This is a genomic window from Glycomyces luteolus (genome assembly GCF_027622875.1).
In the GTDB taxonomy this organism is placed as follows: domain Bacteria; phylum Actinomycetota; class Actinomycetes; order Mycobacteriales; family Micromonosporaceae; genus Glycomyces; species Glycomyces luteolus.
In genome coordinates this window covers 56,576-75,940 of the sequence record NZ_JAPZVP010000025.1, presented here as the reverse complement: position 1 = coordinate 75,940, position 19,365 = coordinate 56,576, and the positions used below count along the sequence as shown (strand labels likewise).

The following is a 19,365-nucleotide window of genomic DNA, read 5'->3' as shown; positions in this document are numbered from 1 at the left end:
CGGCGCGCCCCACCGCCGCGGGGCAGTACGCCACCCCGCGGCGGGGGGCCGGGCGCCCCCCGCCCCCCGCTCCTCGTGTTCGCTCTAGTCGGTCGTCGCGCTCGCGCTCTCCTCGGCGGCCCCGGTCGGCGTCTCGGTCGAAGTCTTGCCGGGCGTCTTGACCCACTCGGGGTACTGCGTCATCCACTGGTCGAGCGTGTCGTTCTGGAGTGCGGCCCACAGTGCGTCGGCCGCCTCCTGCTCCGCACCTTCGTGGGTCATGACGATGTCGACCGGTGTCCCGTCCAAGGTCGTCTTGTCCGGTGTCGAAGGCACCTGGACGCTGGTGATGCTCTCCGGGTCGATGTCGCGCAGGTTCACCGCGAGGTCGGTGACGGTCCACTCGTCCGGCTTGTCGATGGTCAGCGAGTCCCCGAAACCCTCGAGGATGTCGGTGAGCTTGCCCGGATCGGTGAGGTAGCCCTCTTCCTTGAATGCCTTGAGCAGCGACTTGATCGCTTGCTGCTGCATGGCCTGGCGCCCGTAGTCGCCGCCGCGGCCCTCTTCCCAGTCCGAGTCCCAGTACCACCCGTATCGCTGGCGGATGAGGTCGAGCGACTCGTCCTTGTCGTACATCGCGCAGCCCTCGGGGAAGGTCCGCTTCTCCCCGTGGATCGACTGGATCTCGTGCCACGGGCACAGCTCGATCTCGCCGACCATGTCGACCAGCCCGAGGAAGCCCTCGAAGTCCACCGTCGCGCCCATATGGAACTCGACGCCCGTCAGATCGAAGATCGTCTGCACCACGTTGGGGCGCGTCACCTCCCAGTCGCCGCTGATCGACGCCGAGTGATTGATCTTGTTCTCACACGGGTTGTTGCTGTACCCGGGCCCGCAGTCGGGGATCTCCACCCACAGGTCGCGGGGGAGCGACACCATCGTCGTCTCGGTGAGGTCCTCGTTGATGTGGACCAGGATCATCGTGTCCGACCGGGTCGAATCGCCCTGCTTGTCGACGCCGAGCACGAGGATGTTCAACGGGCCCTTGATCTCCTCGACCTCGGCCTGGGCGTCCCCGAGAATGTTCTCCTGAGGGACGGCGTTCTCGGCCGTGGTCGAAGCGAACTGCGCCACGGCCGCCGTCCCGCCGGCGACGACCATGGTCAGGCCGCCCGCGTACATCATGAGGTGCGCCCACCAGGGCGCTCCGGTCTTGACGGCCATGTCACTCCAGTGGTGTGCGGTCCACATTGCCATAGGAGTGACGCTCCGGCGCGGGCGCGCGGTTGCACGCGGGCCCGGTGGCCTTGTCAGCCGCCGCCCGTCTCGTCGGCGGTCCCGTCAGCCGTGCCGTCGGCCGCTTCGTCGGCCGTCCCGTCGGTGGTCCCGGTCGGCTCCGTCGCCGAGCTGCCGGTCTGCTTGACCCACTGCGGGTACTGGGCGATCCACTGGTCCATGGTGTCGTTCTGCAGAGCGGCCCACAGCGCGTCGGCCGCGGTCTGCAGCTCGCCCTCGGTGATCACCTCTGAAGCGCCGACCTCCGTCTGCTGCGACGTCGCCGGCACCCGGATCGACGTGATGTCCTCAGGGTTGAGATCGCGCAGGTTCATCGCCAGGTCCACGGCCGTGAGCCCCTCGGGCAGGTCGAGCGTGAGCTTGCCCTCCAGGCCCTCGAACAGTTCCGTCAGCTTCCCGACGTCCTTGTGGTACCCGTCGGCCTTGAGCTCCTTGATGAGCGCCTTGATCGCCTGCTGCTGCATGGCCTGGCGGCCGTAGTCGCCGCCCAGGCCGTTCTCCCAGTCCGTCCAGCCGTACCGCTGCCGGATGAGGTCGAGCGAGTCCTCTTTGCCGTAGTAGGCGCAGCCCTCCGGGAAGACCTTCTTGTCGCCGTGGATCGACTGGATCTCCTCCCACGGGCACAGCTCGATCTCGCCGACCAGGTCGACCAGGTCCATGAAGCCGTTGAAGTCGACCGTGGCGGCCATGTGGAACTCGACGCCGGTGAGGCCGTCGATCGTGCTCACCACGTTCGGGAGGGTCACGTTCGTCCAGTCGTCGCTGATGGACGCGGCGTGGTTGAGCTTCTGCATGCAGGTGTTGTTGCCCCAGTCGGGGCCGCAGTCGGGGATCTCGACGTACAGGTCGCGGGGCAGCGACACCATCGACACGTCGGTCAGGTCCTTGTTGACGTGCACCATGATCATCGTGTCGGACCGGGTCGAACCGCCCTGCTTGTCGACCCCGAGCACCAGGATGTTCAAGGGCCCTTCGATGTTCTCGACGTCCATCTCGGCCCGGTTGTCGAGGATCTCCTCGCTCTCGACCGCGCCGTTCGCAGTGTTGTAGCCGATCTGCGCCACCGCCGCCGCACCCCCGGCGACGACCATGGTCAGTCCGCCCGCGTACAGCATCATGTGCGCCCACCAAGGCGCGCCGCTCTTGCCAGCCATGCAACTCCAATGGTCAGGTCAGCATTATTCACTACATATCACGCTTCGGTAAACGCGAGGGGTTGCGGGAGTGTCGGCCGGCGGCGGGACCTCAGTTCACCGTCGGCTCGTCACTCGCCGTCTCCTCGCCGGCGCCCTGCCCGCCGTCGACCGGCGCCACCGCGCAGTCCGGCTTCGAATCGCCGCTGAGCCACTGGTCGTTCGCGCAGGCCCACTCGTCGATCGTGTCGTTCGCGATGGCCTCCCACAGGGCGTCCGCCGCGGCCTCCTCGTCGGTGCCCTCGTGGATCAACACGTACGAGGTGCCGTTCATGTTCCCCTCGGAGGAGGGCGTGCCGATGGAGATGATCTCGTTCGGATCCACGTCGCGCATCTGCGTGATCATGTCGATGAGACTGTAGGAGCCCACGTCCAGCGTGAGCGCGTCCCCGAAGCTGTTGAGCAGGTCCACCGCCTTCGTCGGGTCGGTCGCGTAGCCCTTCTCCTTGGCGCGCTCCAGGATCTTCTTGATCGCCTGCTGCTGCATCTTCTGGCGGCCGAAGTCGCCCCACGTGCCGTTCGCGTAGTCCTCGTCGGAGTCCCACCCGTAGCGCTGGCGCACCAGGTCGAGGGCGTCCTCCTTGTTGTACTCGGCGCAGCCCTCGGGATAGGTCTTCTTGTCCCCGTGGATGGAGGTGATCTCGTGCCACGGGCACAGCTCGATCGTGCCCAGCTCGTCGACCATGTCGAGGAAGCCCTCGAAGTTCGCGATCGCGCCGCCGTCGAACTGGATCCCGGTGAGGTTCGTGATCGTCTCGGCCGTGTTCTGGAACGACTCGCCCCAGTCCTCGGAGTACGCGAACGCCTCGGTCAGCTTCGTCTCCGACGCCGGCACGCCCGACGGGATCTCCACATAGAGGTCGCGCGGCAGCGAGATCATGCTGACCTGCGTCAGGTCCTTGTTGACGTGCACGATGATGTCCGCGTCCGTGCGGGCCTCGCCCCCGGCGCCCACCCGCTCGTCCGTGCCGAGCACCAGGAAGTTCAGGGGGCCGGTGATCTGCTCGCCCTCCTCGGCCTCGACCCGCTGCTCGCCGAGCAGGTCGGCCTGGTTCACCGAGTCCTCGAGTACGTTCACGCCGACCTGGGCCGCGATCGCGCCGCCGCCTGAGATGACCATCACCATGGCGCCGCTGACGACCATGGCCTTCGCCCACCAAGGCGACGACGCCTTCGCGACGGCGTGTTTCATCGGGCTGCCCATTGCCTCTCCCGGAACTGTCTGTGGGGTGTCCGAGGCGCAGCCGGGGGAGGCTGGCGCGCTCTGAGGGATACACGCGCCGCTCAGCTGGCGCGTTGCGTTCCAGGAACCATAGAGCATGTGCAACGGGTGCGCGTGTCGTCTACTGCCCGGCTGTCTTGCAGGACAGGACGAAAGGGATAAAAGACAGAAATACAGTATGGCCCCCGCCACAGCCAACGCGAGGACCGCCGCAGAAAGCAGCTTCGGCCCGCTCAACGGCCGCTCGCCCACCACCCGGCCGCTCTCACCGTGCACCGCGACCATCCGCCGCCGCCCCCGGTGCGGGAACGACACCAGCCACACCGGCAGCAGCACCAGCCGGTACCCCAGCCCCGCGTACGCCGTCTCGATGCTCGGCACGTGCTGCTCGTCCCCGCCCACCCGCGCCCGGACCCCCCGCTCCACCTCGGCCGCCATCCGCGCCTTCGCCGACTCCAGGCCCGCCTCGGGCTCCAGGTCGTACGCCTGCGTCCAGTACCCGTCGAGCATCCGCGGCTCGAACGCCACCGCCCGGCCCAGCCTCCAGTCCCGCCACAGATCCGCCAGCGCCGCCCCCTCCAGCAGCGACGTCGCCGCCACCGGCACCGCCGGGAAGTCCCGGTCCACCACCCCCGCCGCCGGCGACCACCGCACACTGCGCACCCGGCCCCCGCCGCCCTGCGCCCACTGGTAGTCGCCCCTCGCCGCCTTGTACCGCGACCGCGTGCGCGCCTGCCACACCCAGAACGGCAGGTAAGCGCCCCTGAACGACTCCGATTCGTCGATCCGCCGGAGCGCCCGCGGCGCGAACCATTGCCGCCGCGCCCAATCGCGCAGCAGCCGCCTCGCGGTGGCCCGCTCCACCCGGAACGGCACGAGCCCTTCCGGAGCCGTCAGCAGCGCCGGAGTGTCGTCGGCGTACCGCAGCTTCGCCTTGGGCGCCAAAGCGATCCAGTCGGGGTCGACGAGCCGCCGCGAAGCCGGGCGGCCGTGCAGCTCCGTGCCGCAGGCCTCGCACGCGAGCACCGTGGCACCGGGCGCCGTCGGCAGGAGCTCACCGCAGGCGCTGCACGGCCGCGCACTGTACGGACGTGTAGGGAGCAAAGCCCACCATCCTTCCATTTCGGGCACTGCTCCCACTTTATGCGCCGCGAACGGTCCACGGAGGAAAACGGTTCGGGCACTTGCCCATTCGAGAACACAAGGCGAATACGGCCACGACGTGCGCCACTGGATATATCGGCGCGGCGGTGGCAGGATAGAGCGCGTGACGCCACGGAGGGGGATCACGTCTGCGCGTGATTATGCCGATCAGTACCGGCGTCTGCGTGCCCTCATGCGGTCCGGGCAGGTCGCCGAGGCCGTCGCCGAGGCCACCTGGATCGTCTACAACTCCGACACGGTCCACCAGCGCGCCCAAGCCTGGCTGTTCATCCTCCAGGGCCAGATCAGCCAGCGCGCCACCGACAAGATCCCCGGCACCATCGACCAGGCCGGCGCCGCCGTCTCCCGCTGCCAGGACCCCCGCCTCACCGGCAAGTACCACGCCCTCGCGGCCTGGTACTACCACCACTACATCAAGGCCCTCGGCCTCACCGCCGAGCAGCTGGTGCTCTCGCGCCGCGCCCTCCAGGCCATGACCGAGGAGAGCCAGGCCGCCGTCGACGCCTGGTACGACCTCGCCGTGATCCTCTCCAACTGCGGCTACCAGCAGCAGGCCTCCCAGGCGCTCGACGAGTGCCACACCCTCGCCGAGGGCACCGGCGTCGGCCGCGCCTCGGTGGAGGGCGTCGAGGTTCGGGTCCGGGACGCGCTCCTGCGCTACTACACCGGCGACGCCCGCGCCTGCAACTACCTGCTGCTCAAGGAGCTCCGCCGGGTGAAGCCGAGCCTGCACGAGCTCGACACGCGCGAGATCGAGTGGATCCACTACGCGCTGGCGCGGGTGAGCCTGCTCGGGGTGGGCGAGAACTGGACCGTGGAGCATCTGCTGCCGGACGAGACGTCGTCGGTGGAGGCGATGGACCTGCGCACGCTCGCGCGGGCGTCGCGGCTCATCGCGCTGGCGCGGGGACTGGAGGCCCTGGAGGTGCTGGAGGCGCGGGAGATCGGGGACGAGACGCTCGGGGTGATGGAGCCGCAGCATCTGCGTTCGCTGGCGCTGGTGGCGAAGGGCGATCACGCGGCGTCGATCCTCGCGGCGCACGCGACGACTTATGCGCTGTACAAGCAGATCAACGAGTTCCACACGATCTATCTGGATTCGGCTGGGGCCCTGGTGGACCGGGACCAGCTGCGGCGGGCGGTCGCGGGCTGGGCGGACCGTGCGAACACCGATGACCTGACGGGCCTGCCGAACCGGCGGCGCCTCGACGAGTTCCTGTCCGACGTGGATGGCGACGGGATGATCGCGGTGCTCGACCTGGACGGGTTCAAGGCGGTCAACGACACGCACGGCCACCAGGCGGGGGACGTGATCCTGCAGCGGGTCGCGGCGCTCCTGTCGAGTGTGGTGCGGACGGGGGACCTGTTGGCGCGCACCGGCGGCGACGAGTTCATCCTGGTGCTGCCGGGGGCGACGGAGTACGACGCGGACGCGGTGTCGCAGCGCATCCGGGTGGCGGTGTCGAGCGAGAACTGGGAGTACTCGGTGCCGGGTACGCCTGTGGACGTGTCGATCGGCTGGGCGCGCCTGGCGGCGGGCGGCAACCCGTCGCAGACGCTGTGGGCGGCGGACCAGGCGATGTACCAGATGAAGCGCTCGCGCAAGAACTTCTGGGAGGGGAGCGGCTCAATGGCTCCGCGTCAGGGGCACGGTTCGTAGACCGTGTCGAGGTCGACGCCGGCGACGGCGCCCGCGAAGCCTTCGGTCTCGTAGCGCTCGCAGGCGGCGGCGGTGTTGGCCGCCTCGGCGGCGTAGTCGACGGCGAGGACGAGTTTCCCGGCGTCGCGGATCGCGCGGGTGTGGTCGAGGTTCTCGGCGCACCAGTCGTGGTCGCAGGGCTCGTCGGCGTTGAGGAAGAAGAGCTCTTCGATGCCGATCCCGTCGACGGCGTCGAGGTAGCCGGGGTATTCGCGCAGTTCGGGGGAGTTCTGCGGGAGCACGGCGAGTGATTCGCCGGCGTATGCGTCGACGGCGATGACGAGGTCGACCATCTTCTGCGCCAACGACTCCCGGGTCTCGCCGGGGACGAGCGCGAGGTCGATCTCCTCGTAGGCGTTGGGCACGTCGAGGTAGACGCCGTCGAATCCGGCGGTCATGGCCTGGTCGAGGCGGGGCTGCATGACGAGGTCCCACCAGCGCTGGTCCCAGTACTTGACGAAGTACTCGTCGGGCCAGTCGCCCCACTGGTTGAGGACCATGTCCGTGTCGGCGACGGCGGGGTGCTCGGGCCGGTAGGTCTCGATGGAGCCCATGGTGAAGTAGGCGTAGACGGTCTTGCCGGAGTCCTTGAGCGCGGTGATCTCGTCGGCGGTGAAGTAGTCCTCGCCGCCGTCGCGCGCCAGGTCGATGACGGCGGCGTCATGCGGGGCGGCGACGAGCGCTTCGAGTCCGTCGTCCTCGTACCCGGAGAGCTGATAGATCCAGCTGGCCGGCTGCTGTGCGGGCTCGGCGGCGTCGGTCGCCGCATCGTCCGCTGCAGGCCCGCCGGTCGGATCCGCTTCGGTGGCGCCGGTGCACCCCGCGAGGAGCAGGGGCATCACGAGGAGGGCGGTGCGAAAGCGTCTCATGTGGTGCAGCATAGGCGACTCGCGCCGCGACCTGACCGCGCGACGATGTCGGACCCGCCGCGTACCTTGGATACCGGGGGCGCCTGCGGGCGCCCGATTCGCCCCGGACGCTCCGTTCACTTTCTCGTCGTTCAGATGCCCTCGCCGATCGCTTCCGCCACCGCCTCCACCGCGAGGGCTCGCACCACGTCGACCGACGCTTCCAGGGTCCCCGTGGAGGCCGCGACAAACGCGTCGCCGTCCATCCTCGTGTGCACCGGGCTGATCGCCTTCGCGAGGCCGTCGTGCGCGCCCTGCGCGACCAGTGCGCATTCGACCTTGTCGAGCCGCGCGTTCGTGACGACGGCCCCGATCGTCGTGTTCCTCCCGAACGAGCCGGTCGCGAAGCCCTCGGGCCGCAGCAGCTCCCGGTCCAGCGGCCCCGGTTCGCCGAACGCGTTCACCGCCGCTAGCGCGCACACGGCGACCGGCCCGGCCCACACCGTGGCCGTCCGCAGCCCCGAGGGCAGTGTCACGCCCCGCCATTGGCCGACCGTCGCGCCCCGGCCCGCCCCGATCGGTCCGTCGAGGGCCGGCTCGAACGGCGCCATCGCCGCGTCGCACGCCTCATATCCTTGGGGCGCCCCCGGAACCGTGCCCGAGCCGTCGAGGTCGAAGAGCCCGAGGGTCGGCACGATCGGCACTTTCCCGCCCGGGGTCGTAATGCCCCGGTCGTGCTCGGCCAGCCACTGCATGACGCCGTCGGCGGCGGCCAGCCCGAAGGCGGAGCCGCCGGTGAGGAGCACCGCGTCGATGCCGGTGTTCGAGCGCAGCGGGTCGAGCAGCTCGATCTCGCGGCTGGCGGGGGCGCCGCCCCGCACCTCGCCTGAAGCGGTCGTGGCCTCCTCGAACAGCAGCACCGTGCAGCCGGTGTGCTCGCCGGTCCAGTGGCCGACGCGAACTCCCAAGTCCCGCATCCGGACAGACTACCGCCATGCCCCCGCGAACCGCTCCTCCAATTCGATAACCGAACGGTAACTAAGGTCTTTGTGGACAGTGTTGCGGGACACCTGTGACCCACGCAAAATCCCTGGCTCAACCGGACGCGCACGCCTTAGCATTGAGTACGAAGCCGAGGGAAGCAGGAGCGGGACGGTGAACCCGCAACCGCTCTCAAGCCCCGGCCCGGAGGCGGTCCATCGCGATCGCACCGGATTCCCGCCGTCGACAATGGCGTCATCGACGAGCGGTTCCCCAAGAAAGATCCACGAACCGGCTTACCCTGCCGGGAAGGAATCATCATGAACGAGCTCGTAGGTGCATACCTCGCAGTCGACGCCGCCAACACCGTTGCCACCTCGGCCCTGCCGAACGCCCCGGTCGTTGACGACGGGCGTGCCGACAAGCCTTACGCTTTCGGCGTCACCCGCCCGGAGAAGGTCCGCCTCTCGACCGCCGGCGTCCTGCGCCGGGCGGCCAACCGCATCGAGGGCCGCGCCCTCGCCGGTCTGGCCCGCTAAGGATCGAAGGCGAGCGCGCCCACAAGGCGCCGGCCAAGACTGCAAACTCGACATCACTAGAACGCGACGCGCTGCGGCTTCTCAAGAGCCGGGCGCGTTTCGCTCTCCCGGAAGGCGGGCCCGGCCGAAAGGCGGGGCCCGCCTCCGGCGTCGTTCATGCCTCGGACCCGGCATCAGCCTTGCGGCGACGGGCGACCGCGAACAGCGCTACACCCAGCGCCGATGCGACCGCTGCGGCGATCAGCACCGTGGTCATCGACATACCAGTCGCCGGGAGCTGGGGCCGGGCCGCGTCTTCGACGTCGACGAGGATGTCGGCCCGGTTGTTCTCCAAGTCGTTCTCGAGGACCGGGGGCCAGCCGTCGGCGTCGGTGACCACGTCGGTCTCGATCCGTCCGCCGTCGACCGCGTCGGCGTCGACGATGTCGAGCGCCAGCGCGAACCCGCGCTCGGCACCGGCGTCGATGTACAAGGCGAAGCAGGCGAAGTCGAACCGCTCGAGCTCGGTCGCGGCGCCGACCCGCTGGTACTCCTCCGCGAGTTCCTCCTCGGATTCCAGGCACGTCCATTCCGGCCATGGCTCACCGGGGCTGGTGATCCCGGTGAGCTCGAGTCCGTCGGGCAGTTGCCCGCGCAATGCGATGGAGCCGGGCACTTCCTCCGTCCAGAGTGTGTCCGCCGTGCCCAGGTTGGCGACCGAGACGCCCGTGTCGACCTCCTCGCCTTCCCGGCCCGCGACCTCGATGTCTTCCACCACGAGGTCGTAAGGATTCTCGGTGGTCTCGACGAGGATCTCACCGGATTCCTCGGGCCTCTCGCCGGACGAGGGGCCGTCCCACGAGTCCGTCGCGGTGAGCCCGAGCAGGTTGTCGGAGTCGGGGTCCCAGGTGGGCTCGCCGATGTCGCGGTCGAGTACCTCGGCGTTGACCGCGAACACGCGATAGTCGCACTTGCAGATGTCGACCGGGCCCGCCGTCTTCGAGTCGATCTCGTAGGTGACCGGGTCGGTGATCGTGACGGCGGAGCCGACCAGGTCCTCGAAATCAGTGATGACGCAGTACATGGTCTGCGGATAGTGCTGGCCCCAGCCGCAGTTGTCGTAGGGGGCGTCGATGCCGACTTGCGGGCGGATGAAGCCGGACCCGGATGAGCCGGAGAAGTTGACGATGAGCGCAGCCGTGTCCTGCGGCAGCGGGTCCTCCTGGAACAGCGTGGGCGTCATCGGGATCGACTCACCCGGTTCGACTTCCGCGAAAGGTAGGTCACTGTGGATGAACGGGAAGGCGACGCCGTCGTCCTGCGCGGTCGCGGGCTGCGCGAACACGCCGATGCCGACGGCACTAAGGATCAGGACGGCCGCGCTTTCCACCGCGCGTCCGAGTAGGGGGTTCGCTGTGGCCATCAGATGGGCTCCCTCTGCCGTCCCCGCCGGGCGCGGGGGAGAAGAACAGGTTCGCAACGGCAACGTGCGGCCGTCGCCATCTGATGCGGCTTCGAAGGTGAACTTCCGGTGAACGAGTGGGACGCGAAGGGGGCCCCGCCGGCCCGCCGGGGGCCCGACCCCCCGGGGTTGGGTGGGAGGGAGGCCGGTGGGCCGACACCCCGGCTCCCATGGTGAACCCCGGTGCACCGCGTGGGCCGCCACGGGCCCCCGGCCGCCCGCCGGGGGCCCCTTCGCCGCTGGTTTCCTTGCGAGTCAGGCCGTTGCGCCTACTCCGCGGCGTCGGCCTTGCGGCGGCGCGAGGAGAGGACGAACAGCACCACGCCGACCACGAGCACCAGCGCCGCGACGCCGATGATCAGCCCGAACGAGGTGCCCGTCTTCGGGAGCTTCGGCGAGCCGCTGCCGTTGACGGTGATGTCGGCCCTGTTGTTCGTCGCGACGGCGTCCGCGACACCGGGGTAGCCGTCGTTGTCGATCGCGGCGACCTCGAGCGTGCCCTTGCCGCTCGCGTTCGCGTCGGTGATCTTCACGGTGAACTTGAAGTCGAACGACTCACCGGAGTCCAGGCCGTAGAACAGGCACACGAAGTCGGCGTTCTTCAGGTCGGACTTCGGGAACGAGTCCTTGACGTACCCGTCGTCCGGCTCGAAGCAGTTCACGGTGTCGCCGTCGCTGTCGACCTTCACCAGCTCCAGGCCCTTCGGCAGCTCGCCGATGAGCCCGTACGAGCCGGGGCCGTCGAAGAACGACCACGCGTCGGCGGTGCCCAGGTTCTTCACCGGGACGGTGAGGAGGACCTGGTCGCCCTTGGCGCCCTTGGCATTCGAAGCGGCCACGGACAGGTCGAACGGGTGCGGCGCGGTGGTGATGCCGATGTACCCGGAGTCCGGGTCCTCGAACTCCGATTCGGGCTCGGTGACGACGCGGAGCCCGAACAGGTTGTCCGAATCCTCGTCCCAGAACACGCCGCCGTAGTGCTCCTCGAGCTCGTCGGCGTTGACGGTGCGCACCGAGTAGCTGCAGCCGCACACCTCGACCGGGCCGGGTGCGGACCCGCTCACCTCGTAGGTGATCGGGTCGGCGAAGCCGAACACGGTCTCGGGCAGGTCCTCGAAGTCGGTGACGACGCAGGAGACCGAGTCCTCGTACGCGGTGCAGTTGTCGTAGCCGGCGGTCGCCCGGGTGAGCCCGTTGAGGACGTAGTCGGAGCCGAAAGCGGTGACGACCACCGCCGCGGTGTCCTCCGGGAGCGGCTCCGCCTGCAGGAAGTCGGCCGCGACCTGGACGCCCTCACCGGGCTTGATGTCCGTGTACTCGGTGCTGCCGTGCAGGTAGGGGCGGTCCTCGGTCGGGTCTTCGCCGTTGTCGTCGTCGCCGTCGACCTCGACGGTGCCGTTGATCGGCTCGAGGTTCACGCCGTCGATGCCGATGAGCAGCGCGTAGTCGTACTCCCCGGAGGGCATCTCGGCGCCCGCCAGGTAGTCGAACGCGAAGTCGATCTCGGCGTCGGCGTCCGCGGCGGTGCAGTTCACCCACTGCTCGGGGGTGCCGCCGAGCGCGCAGGCACCGTCGTCGGTCGTGCCGCCGGCGAGCTCCCAGCCGTCGCCGTAGACGCTCAGCTGGGCGGTCACGTCGTGCTCGCCGGGTTCGAAGTCGTCGCCGAACACGAGGTGGATCGCGCCGGTCGCGAGGTCGGCGCCCGCCTCGACGGGCTCGTCGAAGACGACGTCGGCGGCGGGCTCGGGGGTCTGCGCGGCGGCCGGGAGCGCGAACGCCCCGACGCCGAGTGCGGCCGCGCCGAGCACGGCCAGCGCGCGCCGTCCAGCGCGCCGAGGGTATGACGAATGCATGGGTGGTTTCCTTTGAGGAGTGACCGTGCCGCCGTGGTCAGGGGCGCCGCCGATCGGGAGGACTTGATATCAACTAGACGCAGCCGGCCCGTCACCTGTTGCAGGCGGATTCGAGAAATCTACGGATGTGCTTGAGGGCACAGCGAACAGGGCGCCCGACCGTTACGGTCGAGCGCCCTGAGGCTGCAGTGTCGTCAGTGGACCCGCTAGGCCTTCCAGCCCGGGATGGGGAACGCCTTGGTGTGCTCGCGGATCTCGCTCGCGATCACCTCGAGCTCGGCGTCCTTGCCGTCCTTCGCCGCGGCGACGGCCCGGTCGATCCAGCCCGCGATGAGGTCCATGTCGCCCTCGGTCATGCCGCGGGTCGTCACCGAGGCGGTGCCGATGCGCAGGCCCGACGGGTCGAACGGCTTGCGCTGGTCGAACGGCACCGAGTTGAAGTTCAGCTCGATGCCGGCCGCGTCCAGGGCCTTCGCCGCCGGCTTGCCGGGGATGTCCTTGCTGGTGAGGTCGACCAGGATCAGGTGGTTGTCGGTGCCGCCCGAGACCAGGTCGAACCCGCGGGCGGTCAGGCCCGCCGCGAGCGCCTTCGCGTTCTTGACGATCTGCGCCGCGTAGTCCTTGAAGGAGTCCTTCGCGGCCTCCTTCAGCGCCACCGCGATCGCCGCCGTGGTGTGGTTGTGCGGGCCGCCCTGGAGGCCCGGGAAGACCGCCTTGTCGATGGCCTTCGCGTGCTCCTCCTTGGTGAGGATCATCGCGCCGCGCGGGCCGCGCAGGGTCTTGTGCGTGGTGGTGGTGACGACGTCGGCGAGCCCGACCGGGGTCGGGTGCGCCCCGCCCGCGACGAGCCCGGCGATGTGCGCGATGTCGGCCATGAGCACCGCGCCGACCTCGTCGGCGATGGCCTTGAAGCCCGCGAAGTCGACGGTGCGGGGGATCGCGGTCCCGCCGCAGATGATCATCTTCGGACGTTCGCGGCGCGCGATCTCGGCGACCTCGTCGAGGTCGATGCGGCCGGTGTCGCGGCGGACCCCGTACTGCACGGCGTCGAACCACTTGCCGGTGGCCGAGACCTTCGCCCCGTGGGTCAGGTGCCCGCCCGCGGGCAGGCCCATGCCGAGGACCTTGTCGCCCGGGTTCAGGAACGCCATGTAGACGGCCAGGTTCGCGGGGGAGCCGGAGTACGGCTGGACGTTCGCGTGGTCGGCCCCGAAGAGGGACTTCGCCCGGTCGATGGCCAGCTGCTCGACGACGTCGATGAACTGCTGGCCCTCGTAGTAGCGCTTCCCGGCGTACCCCTCGGAGTACTTGTTGGTCAGGATCGACCCCGTCGCCTCCATGACCGCCTGGGACACGTAGTTCTCGGACGCGATGAGGCGGATCTTCTCGGACTCGCGGCGACCCTCGTTCTCGATGGCCTGTTCGATCTCGGGGTCGACGGCCGCCAGTGACGCGGTGAGGGCCTCGTAGGCGTCGGACATGCAATGCTCCTCGCTGATCGGCATGATCTCGCACGGCGACCGGGCAGGTGGCCTTGATGCCCCGAGCATAGCCGGGTCCTCTGAGCTGGGCACCCCGCATTTCCTCACCTGTGAGACGGGTTCCCCGGTGAGGCCCGCGGGCCGCTGGCGCGCGCCCGCCGGCGAGGCTCGCGAGACGGACAAACCATGCCGTTCGGCGACGAGTGCCCAGGTCGTCGACGCGGGGGGCGCCTTCCGTATTGCGAGCCGTGAGCGTGATCGTCCCTTCTCACTCGATCGGCCGTCCGAGACTCCATTGCGTACACGCAGTACGGTGCGACGTATGTCACCTAGATACGCCGCGAAGACCGTCGGCGCCGGGTTCGCGGTCGCGGCGCTCGCCGCCCTCGCGCAGCTCGGGCTGGCCTACGGTTTCGGGCTCCTCTCCTGGGCGGACGCCGCACCCGGCGCCGCCGACCCCGTCCTCGACTACCGCTCGAATGCCAACCTCGCGTGGGTGGCCTGGTTCTCGGCCGCCTCGTGCGTGGTCGGCGGCCTCGCCTCCGGCGCGATCGGCTCCCGCGCCTCGGCCCGGCTCGGCCCCGGCATCCGGGTGACCGCAGTGTTCGCGAGCGCCCTCGGCGCCTTCGCCGTCGGCCCGCTCGTGTCGCTCTCGGCGGAGCAGGGCGCGGTCTTCAACAGCTTCCCCATCGATCCGCTCATCTCGGCCGGGCTCGGCGCCGCGGTCGGCTTCGCGCTCGCGCTCATCGGGCTGAGCTCCCGCTCGGTCGCGGTCAACGTCGGGGCCTCGGTGGTCCTGGTGTGGGTGCTCGCGATCCTCGCCGTGTTCGTGGAGATCGGCGACCGGGCGACCCCGGTCAACGAGCTCGCCGTGTGGGGCTCGTGGGCCGGGCCGGACACGTTCCTCGGCACGCGCGGCTTCGCGATCTCGGTCCCGTTCGTGGTCGGTTCGGCGCTGATCGGCGTGGTCGTGGCCGTACTCGCGCGCCGCGGCCCGATCACCAGCTCCGGCTACCGCATCGCGGCGGCCTCGGGCATCGCCGGCCCGCTCATCGTCACCGTCGCGCATCTCTACGCCGGGCCTTCGCCGGTCGACGGCGCGGACGCGATGTCGGTGATCCTCGTCGGCCCGTACGCGGCGATCGCCGGGCTCCTCGGCTCGCTCATCGTCTGCGCGCTGCCGAAGGCGGGCGGCCAGATCGACGACGCCCCGCAGCCCGAACCCCGGGAGGACCGCACCGGCCTCGTCGAGACGGCGCCGGGCTGGACCGTCCCCGAGCCCGCCTCGGCCTACGACGACACCCGTACCGGCGACACCAAGGACCTCCCCGCGAAGGGCCCCGATCCCGAACTCGACTGGGTCCAGGAGCTCAAGCCCGTCGAAGGCGGCGCGACCCTCACGGCCGACCCGGAGGCGAAGACCGAGGAGAAGCCCAAGCGCCGCGCCCGCAAGACCGCGCGCACCCGCCGCAAGCTCGGCTCAGACGAGACGACGCCGGAGACCGACCCCGAGGCCTGACGGCCGCCGCTGCCGGCAGCGGCGCACGACGCATCCTCGCGTTCGCCGGAATGTCGGACCCGTGTGGGACAGTCATCGCATTTCTTCGGCTGGTCGGAGGCGGATGCGGGTGGGAAGGGGCATGCCCTATAGCCGCCGCCGGCGGCATCGCCGAGGCGGCGCAGCCCGGCAGACGCGAATCGGAGGCCGGGACCCCAGGTCCCGGCCTCCGCCGTCGTATCACCGCAGATTCGCGGGCGATCCGCCCGAACCTCCGAGCCGAGCGCCAGCGATCCGCTCGACCCGCTCAGTCGAGCGTGGGCGGGCCGCTCAGACCTCCCAGTCGTGCACCGGCTTGCCGTCCGCCGAACGGGCCGCGTAGTCGAGCACCATGGCCCGCAACGCGTCCCGCCGCTCCAGCCGCTGCCGGTGCTCGGCCACCTGGACGCGCGCGACCTGCCAGGTCGCGCCGTTCACACCACGGCGGCACCGCGCCTCGATGACCCCGAGGAAACGCCCGATGTCCCGGCTGACCACGCCCATCGCCGCCAGACCCTCGGCCGCCTTCGGCAGCAGGTCCTCCAGCACCAGCGTGCGCGCCGGGACGAGGCCCCGGCCCGGCCACCACTGGTCGGCATGGATGCCGTGCCGCGCCGCCGAACGGAAGTTCGCCGCCGCCTGAGCGAAGTCCATCTCCTCGCACAGCGGGACCGGCGCGTTCGCGTAGTGCACCACCAGGCCGTAGAACAGCGCCATGTTCGCGCAGATGTCGGCGGCCGTCGGCCCCGCCGCGACCACCCGGTTCTCCACCCGCAGATGCGGGCGCCCCGAGGAGACGTCGTAGACCGGGCGGTTCCACCGGTACACCGTCCCGTTGTGGTACCGCAGCTCCCGAAGCGACGGCACCCCGCCGGCCGCGGTCACCGCGAGCGGGTCCTCCTCGTCGCACAGCGGTAAAAGCGGCGCGAAATGCCGGTAGTTCTCATCGAACAGGTCCAGCACCCCGTCGATCCACCGCTCGCCGAACCAGGCCCGCGGCCTCGCCCCCGCCTCGCGCTGGTGCGCCCTCCGCGTATCGGTCCCCTGCTCGAACAGGATCACCCGCGTCTCCGCCCAGAGCTGCCGCCCGAACAGGTACGGCGAGTTCGCGCCCATCGCCACCTGCACGCCCGCAATCGCCTGCGCGGCGTTCCAGTAGCGGGCGAAGTCCTCAGGGGACACCTGCAGGTGGAACTGCACCGACGTGTTCGCCGACTCCGGCGCGATCGACGACGACGTGAAGTCCACCGACTCCGCCCCGCGGATGTCGATCCGCAGGTCCTCCCCGCGCTGCGACATGATCTGCTCGTTGAGGATCCGGTACCGCCGCGCCGTCGACAGCGCCTCCACGTGCATGTGGTCCGTGGACAGCGTCGGCATCGTCCCGATAGGACACACCCGCACCCCGGCCTTGTCCGCGGCCTCCCGCACCTCGGACAGCACCGCCGCCAGATCGCTCTCGTACCAGGAGATCCCGGCCCCGTCCAGGAGCCGCGGCGGCAGGTTCAACTCGATATTGAAGGCGCCCAGCTCATGCTGGGCGCCGTAGAGCGCGTCCTCCTCGCCCGAGGTGTGCAGATGCTCGAGCACCGCATCGTTGGCGAACGCCGGATCCCCTGTCGGCTCAACGAGGTCGAGCTCGAGCTCCAGGCCCGTCATGGGCCTGTCGCGGTCGAGCCGCCGGTCGGCCAGCAGCTGCGCAAGGGCTGTCCGACCCGCCTGGAGTCTCGCCGTGTACGCGGGATGATCCCAGTGCCGCAAGGCAGAACCGGTCACCTCGTCCCCCATATTTTCCTCCCCAGGAATGAAGGTCCATCAACCTTAAGACGTTCGGTCATGTGCTGGCTACCAAGGGAGAAGCACTTTCGTCCCAAATGGTGTGGATCGCGCTCATATTAGGGACCGGCGGTCGCTCGTAGTGTCGTGATCTTGACACAACCGGGTTTCCGAAGTTCACTATCGGTATCAGGGCAGCTCATGACCGGCGTCATCCACGCCGCGTTCCGCTGCCGAACGGGAACGGAACGTGCGCCCTATAGGATGCCCGCGTGACTCCGCAGCGCCCGCCCCACCGCCCCGCCGACTTCCTCGCCGCCCACCGCGGCGGCGGCCTGGCCACCCTGCTCGACCAGCGCGGCGCCGCCTACTTCGCTTACGCCGCATGGCGAACGGGCCTCAAGCCCACCCACCTCTCACTCGCGAACCTGGTGATCGGCGTGGGCGTGAGCACCGGCGTCATCGCCTACATCCCGGCGGCCCAGGACGGCGCACCGTGGTGGCCCGTCGCCCTCGCCGCACTCGTCCTCTGGCAGATCGCCTACATGCTCGACTGCGCCGACGGCCAGCTCGCACGCGTCACCCGCACCGGCTCCGACGCGGGCGCACGCGTCGACATCCTCTGCGACATCGCCATCCAGGCCTCCGTCGTCGCCGTGGTCGTGGCCGTCACCAGCGCCTACACCCCCGAAATGCCCGCCTGGTGCGGCGCGGCCTTCGCCGCGCTGTGGATGACCAACCTCGTCACCGCGGTCATGGCCAAGGAGGACGACGGCGTCTCGATGGTCAAGAGCACCAGCATCGCCGTCCGCCTCATCAAGCTCGTCCGCGACTACGGCGCCGTCATCGCGGTGATCGCGCTGGCCCTGATCTGGCCCGAGCTGATGTGGGTGGTCCTGGTCGGCTTCGGCGCGGTGAACGCGCTGTTCCTCCTCGCGAGCATCGCGAGCAACGCCCGCGCGACCCTCCGCTAGGGCGGGCCTCAGGCCTCGATGAGCTCCTCGTAGATCTCGATGAGCCGCCGCAGCGTCACCTCGGGAGCGAACACCGATTCATAACGCGCCCTGGCGTTCCCGGCATAGGCCGGGTCGTTCGCGACCGCTTCGAGCCCGCGTGCGAGTGCCGCGGCGTCCGGCTCGACCGCCACGCCCGCGGGCGCCTCGGTGCCGGCCCCGGCGATGAACGGCGCCCCGCCCATCCGCGTCGCCACCACCGCACGCCCGGCCGCGAGCGCCTCGATGCCGGTGGTGGGCAGGATGTCCTGCCAGATCGAGGGTATGACCACCGCGGCGGAGGCGGCGAGGGCCGCGTCCCGCTCGGCGGGTTCGAGCTGGCCGAGGTATTCGATGTCGCCGCGTTCGGCCGCGGCACGCTCCACGAGGGACCGCAGCGGCCCGTCGCCCGCGATGCGCAGCACCTGCCCGGGCAGGTCGGCCTGCCGCCACGCGTCGAGCAGCAGCGCCACGCCCTTCTCCGGCACCAGCCGCGCCCCGAACAGGAAGCCCTCGCCGAGCGGCACGGCGCCGGGGTCGGCCACGGCGTTCGGCTTCACCTGGATCTGGTCGTCGCGGATGCCGATGCTCCGCAGGTAGTCCGCCATGGCGTCGGTGAGCGCGATGAAGCGGTCCACGCCGCGCCACGTCCCCTGGTGCACGCCGAGCGCGACCGCCATCACGGCGCTCTGCGCCCGCGAACCCCGGTAGCAGGCGTGGATCACGCCGGGCGCGTTCCAGCGCTTCCCGTGGCAGTCGCGGCAGTCGTGGCCGTCCCTGAAGTAGAGCCCGTTCACGCAGTCGTGCCGGTAGTTGTGAATGGTCTGCACCACTTTGACCCCGTGCTTGTGGGCGGTGCCCACCACCGACGGCGACAGCAGCGGGTACGGGTTGTGCAAGTGCAGCAGGTCGGGCCGCTCGCGATCGAGGAGCGCCGCGAGCTCCCGCTGCGTCCCGGCCGCGTGGACCGGTGACGCGGCGAGTACTGCTTTCTTATGCGCCGGAAGCGAGGCGATCTCGTCCGAGGACCGCAGGAACGGCACCACCTCGACGCCCGCCTCGCGCAGCGCACCGATCTCGTAGTCCACGATCGTGTTCTCGCCCGACGGCTGCGCCGAGGAGTACCGGTTGTGGGCGATGACGATCTTCACAGGGCGGTCCTTCTGCGGTGCTGTGTCATGCGGTGGCGGGGTGGCGTGGACGGCTTTCAGCTCGGCCGAACATACCGCAGGAGCGGAATAGGTGTAGGTTGTCGGGTACCGTGTCGGCGGGCCGCCCAGCTCGAGAAGGCGCAGTCAGAGACGCAGCGCTGATCTCCGCCCCCGACACTCACCTCCACCGTAAGCTGACGACCGCAGGGATGT

At 69.9% G+C, this 19,365-nt stretch carries 14 protein-coding genes; 4 read left to right on the top strand and 10 right to left on the bottom strand.

Annotation, left to right across the window (positions count from 1 at the left end):
* Window positions 1-84 precede the first annotated feature (84 nt).
* The 3 genes from O1R50_RS23465 to O1R50_RS23455 all read right to left on the bottom strand — a co-directional run bounded on the left by O1R50_RS23465 (window position 85) and on the right by O1R50_RS23455 (window position 4,794).
* Window positions 85-1,236: an LCP family protein gene (locus O1R50_RS23465; protein WP_270112684.1), complete on the bottom strand. Its 1,152-nt coding sequence runs from the start codon at window positions 1,234-1,236 to the stop codon at window positions 85-87.
* Window positions 1,237-1,289: 53 nt separating this feature from the next.
* On the bottom strand, window positions 1,290-2,429 hold the full coding sequence (locus tag O1R50_RS23460) for an LCP family protein (RefSeq protein WP_270112683.1): 1,140 nt from the start codon (window positions 2,427-2,429) through the stop codon (window positions 1,290-1,292).
* 91 nt (window positions 2,430-2,520) lie between these two features.
* Window positions 2,521-4,794 carry an LCP family protein gene (locus O1R50_RS23455; protein WP_270112682.1) on the bottom strand — a complete coding sequence of 758 codons (2,274 nt, stop codon included), beginning with the start codon at window positions 4,792-4,794 and terminating at the stop codon, window positions 2,521-2,523.
* 232 nt (window positions 4,795-5,026) lie between these two features.
* Here O1R50_RS23455 and O1R50_RS23450 point away from each other — a divergent pair, with 232 nt between their 5' ends.
* Window positions 5,027-6,514 carry a GGDEF domain-containing protein gene (locus O1R50_RS23450; protein ID WP_270112681.1) on the top strand — a complete coding sequence of 496 codons (1,488 nt, stop codon included), beginning with the start codon at window positions 5,027-5,029 and terminating at the stop codon, window positions 6,512-6,514.
* Here O1R50_RS23450 and O1R50_RS23445 read toward each other — a convergent pair.
* Together O1R50_RS23445 and O1R50_RS23440 are read right to left on the bottom strand one after the other, a co-directional pair.
* Window positions 6,496-7,422, bottom strand: a complete 927-nt coding sequence (locus tag O1R50_RS23445; RefSeq protein ID WP_270112680.1) for an endo alpha-1,4 polygalactosaminidase — start codon at window positions 7,420-7,422, stop codon at window positions 6,496-6,498. The genes O1R50_RS23450 and O1R50_RS23445 overlap by 19 nt on opposite strands.
* A gap of 131 nt (window positions 7,423-7,553) precedes the next feature.
* Complete coding sequence (locus tag O1R50_RS23440) at window positions 7,554-8,378, bottom strand: P1 family peptidase (RefSeq protein WP_270112679.1); 825 nt, start codon at window positions 8,376-8,378, stop codon at window positions 7,554-7,556.
* Window positions 8,379-8,702: 324 nt separating this feature from the next.
* On the opposite strand from O1R50_RS23440, the gene O1R50_RS23435 reads away from it, so the two are divergent.
* A complete protein-coding gene (locus tag O1R50_RS23435; protein WP_205325913.1) occupies window positions 8,703-8,921 on the top strand; it encodes a hypothetical protein in 219 nt (72 codons plus the stop codon).
* A 154-nt stretch (window positions 8,922-9,075) separates the two neighbouring features.
* Here the strand turns inward: O1R50_RS23435 and O1R50_RS23430 are convergent, their stop codons facing one another.
* The 3 genes from O1R50_RS23430 to O1R50_RS23420 all read right to left on the bottom strand — a co-directional run bounded on the left by O1R50_RS23430 (window position 9,076) and on the right by O1R50_RS23420 (window position 13,696).
* Window positions 9,076-10,323, bottom strand: a complete 1,248-nt coding sequence (locus tag O1R50_RS23430; protein WP_270112678.1) for an LPXTG cell wall anchor domain-containing protein — start codon at window positions 10,321-10,323, stop codon at window positions 9,076-9,078.
* 308 nt (window positions 10,324-10,631) lie between these two features.
* Window positions 10,632-12,215 carry an LPXTG cell wall anchor domain-containing protein gene (locus O1R50_RS23425; protein WP_270112677.1) on the bottom strand — a complete coding sequence of 528 codons (1,584 nt, stop codon included), beginning with the start codon at window positions 12,213-12,215 and terminating at the stop codon, window positions 10,632-10,634.
* A gap of 206 nt (window positions 12,216-12,421) precedes the next feature.
* Window positions 12,422-13,696 (bottom strand): serine hydroxymethyltransferase, encoded by a 1,275-nt coding sequence (locus O1R50_RS23420; RefSeq protein WP_270112676.1) that lies wholly within the window; start codon window positions 13,694-13,696, stop codon window positions 12,422-12,424.
* Between the two features lie 322 nt (window positions 13,697-14,018).
* On the opposite strand from O1R50_RS23420, the gene O1R50_RS23415 reads away from it, so the two are divergent.
* The gene (locus O1R50_RS23415) at window positions 14,019-15,215 is read left to right on the top strand and encodes a hypothetical protein (protein ID WP_270112675.1); all 1,197 of its coding nucleotides are present in this window, start codon (window positions 14,019-14,021) and stop codon (window positions 15,213-15,215) included.
* Window positions 15,216-15,524: 309 nt separating this feature from the next.
* Here the strand turns inward: O1R50_RS23415 and O1R50_RS23410 are convergent, their stop codons facing one another.
* On the bottom strand, window positions 15,525-17,021 hold the full coding sequence (locus O1R50_RS23410) for a glutamate--cysteine ligase (protein ID WP_408612802.1): 1,497 nt from the start codon (window positions 17,019-17,021) through the stop codon (window positions 15,525-15,527).
* 260 nt (window positions 17,022-17,281) lie between these two features.
* Here O1R50_RS23410 and O1R50_RS23405 point away from each other — a divergent pair, with 260 nt between their 5' ends.
* Complete coding sequence (locus O1R50_RS23405; protein ID WP_270112673.1) at window positions 17,282-17,983, top strand: CDP-alcohol phosphatidyltransferase family protein; 702 nt, start codon at window positions 17,282-17,284, stop codon at window positions 17,981-17,983.
* Between the two features lie 8 nt (window positions 17,984-17,991).
* Here the strand turns inward: O1R50_RS23405 and O1R50_RS23400 are convergent, their stop codons facing one another.
* Complete coding sequence (locus O1R50_RS23400; protein WP_270112672.1) at window positions 17,992-19,152, bottom strand: glycosyltransferase family 4 protein; 1,161 nt, start codon at window positions 19,150-19,152, stop codon at window positions 17,992-17,994.
* Between the last annotated feature and the right edge of the window lie 213 nt (window positions 19,153-19,365).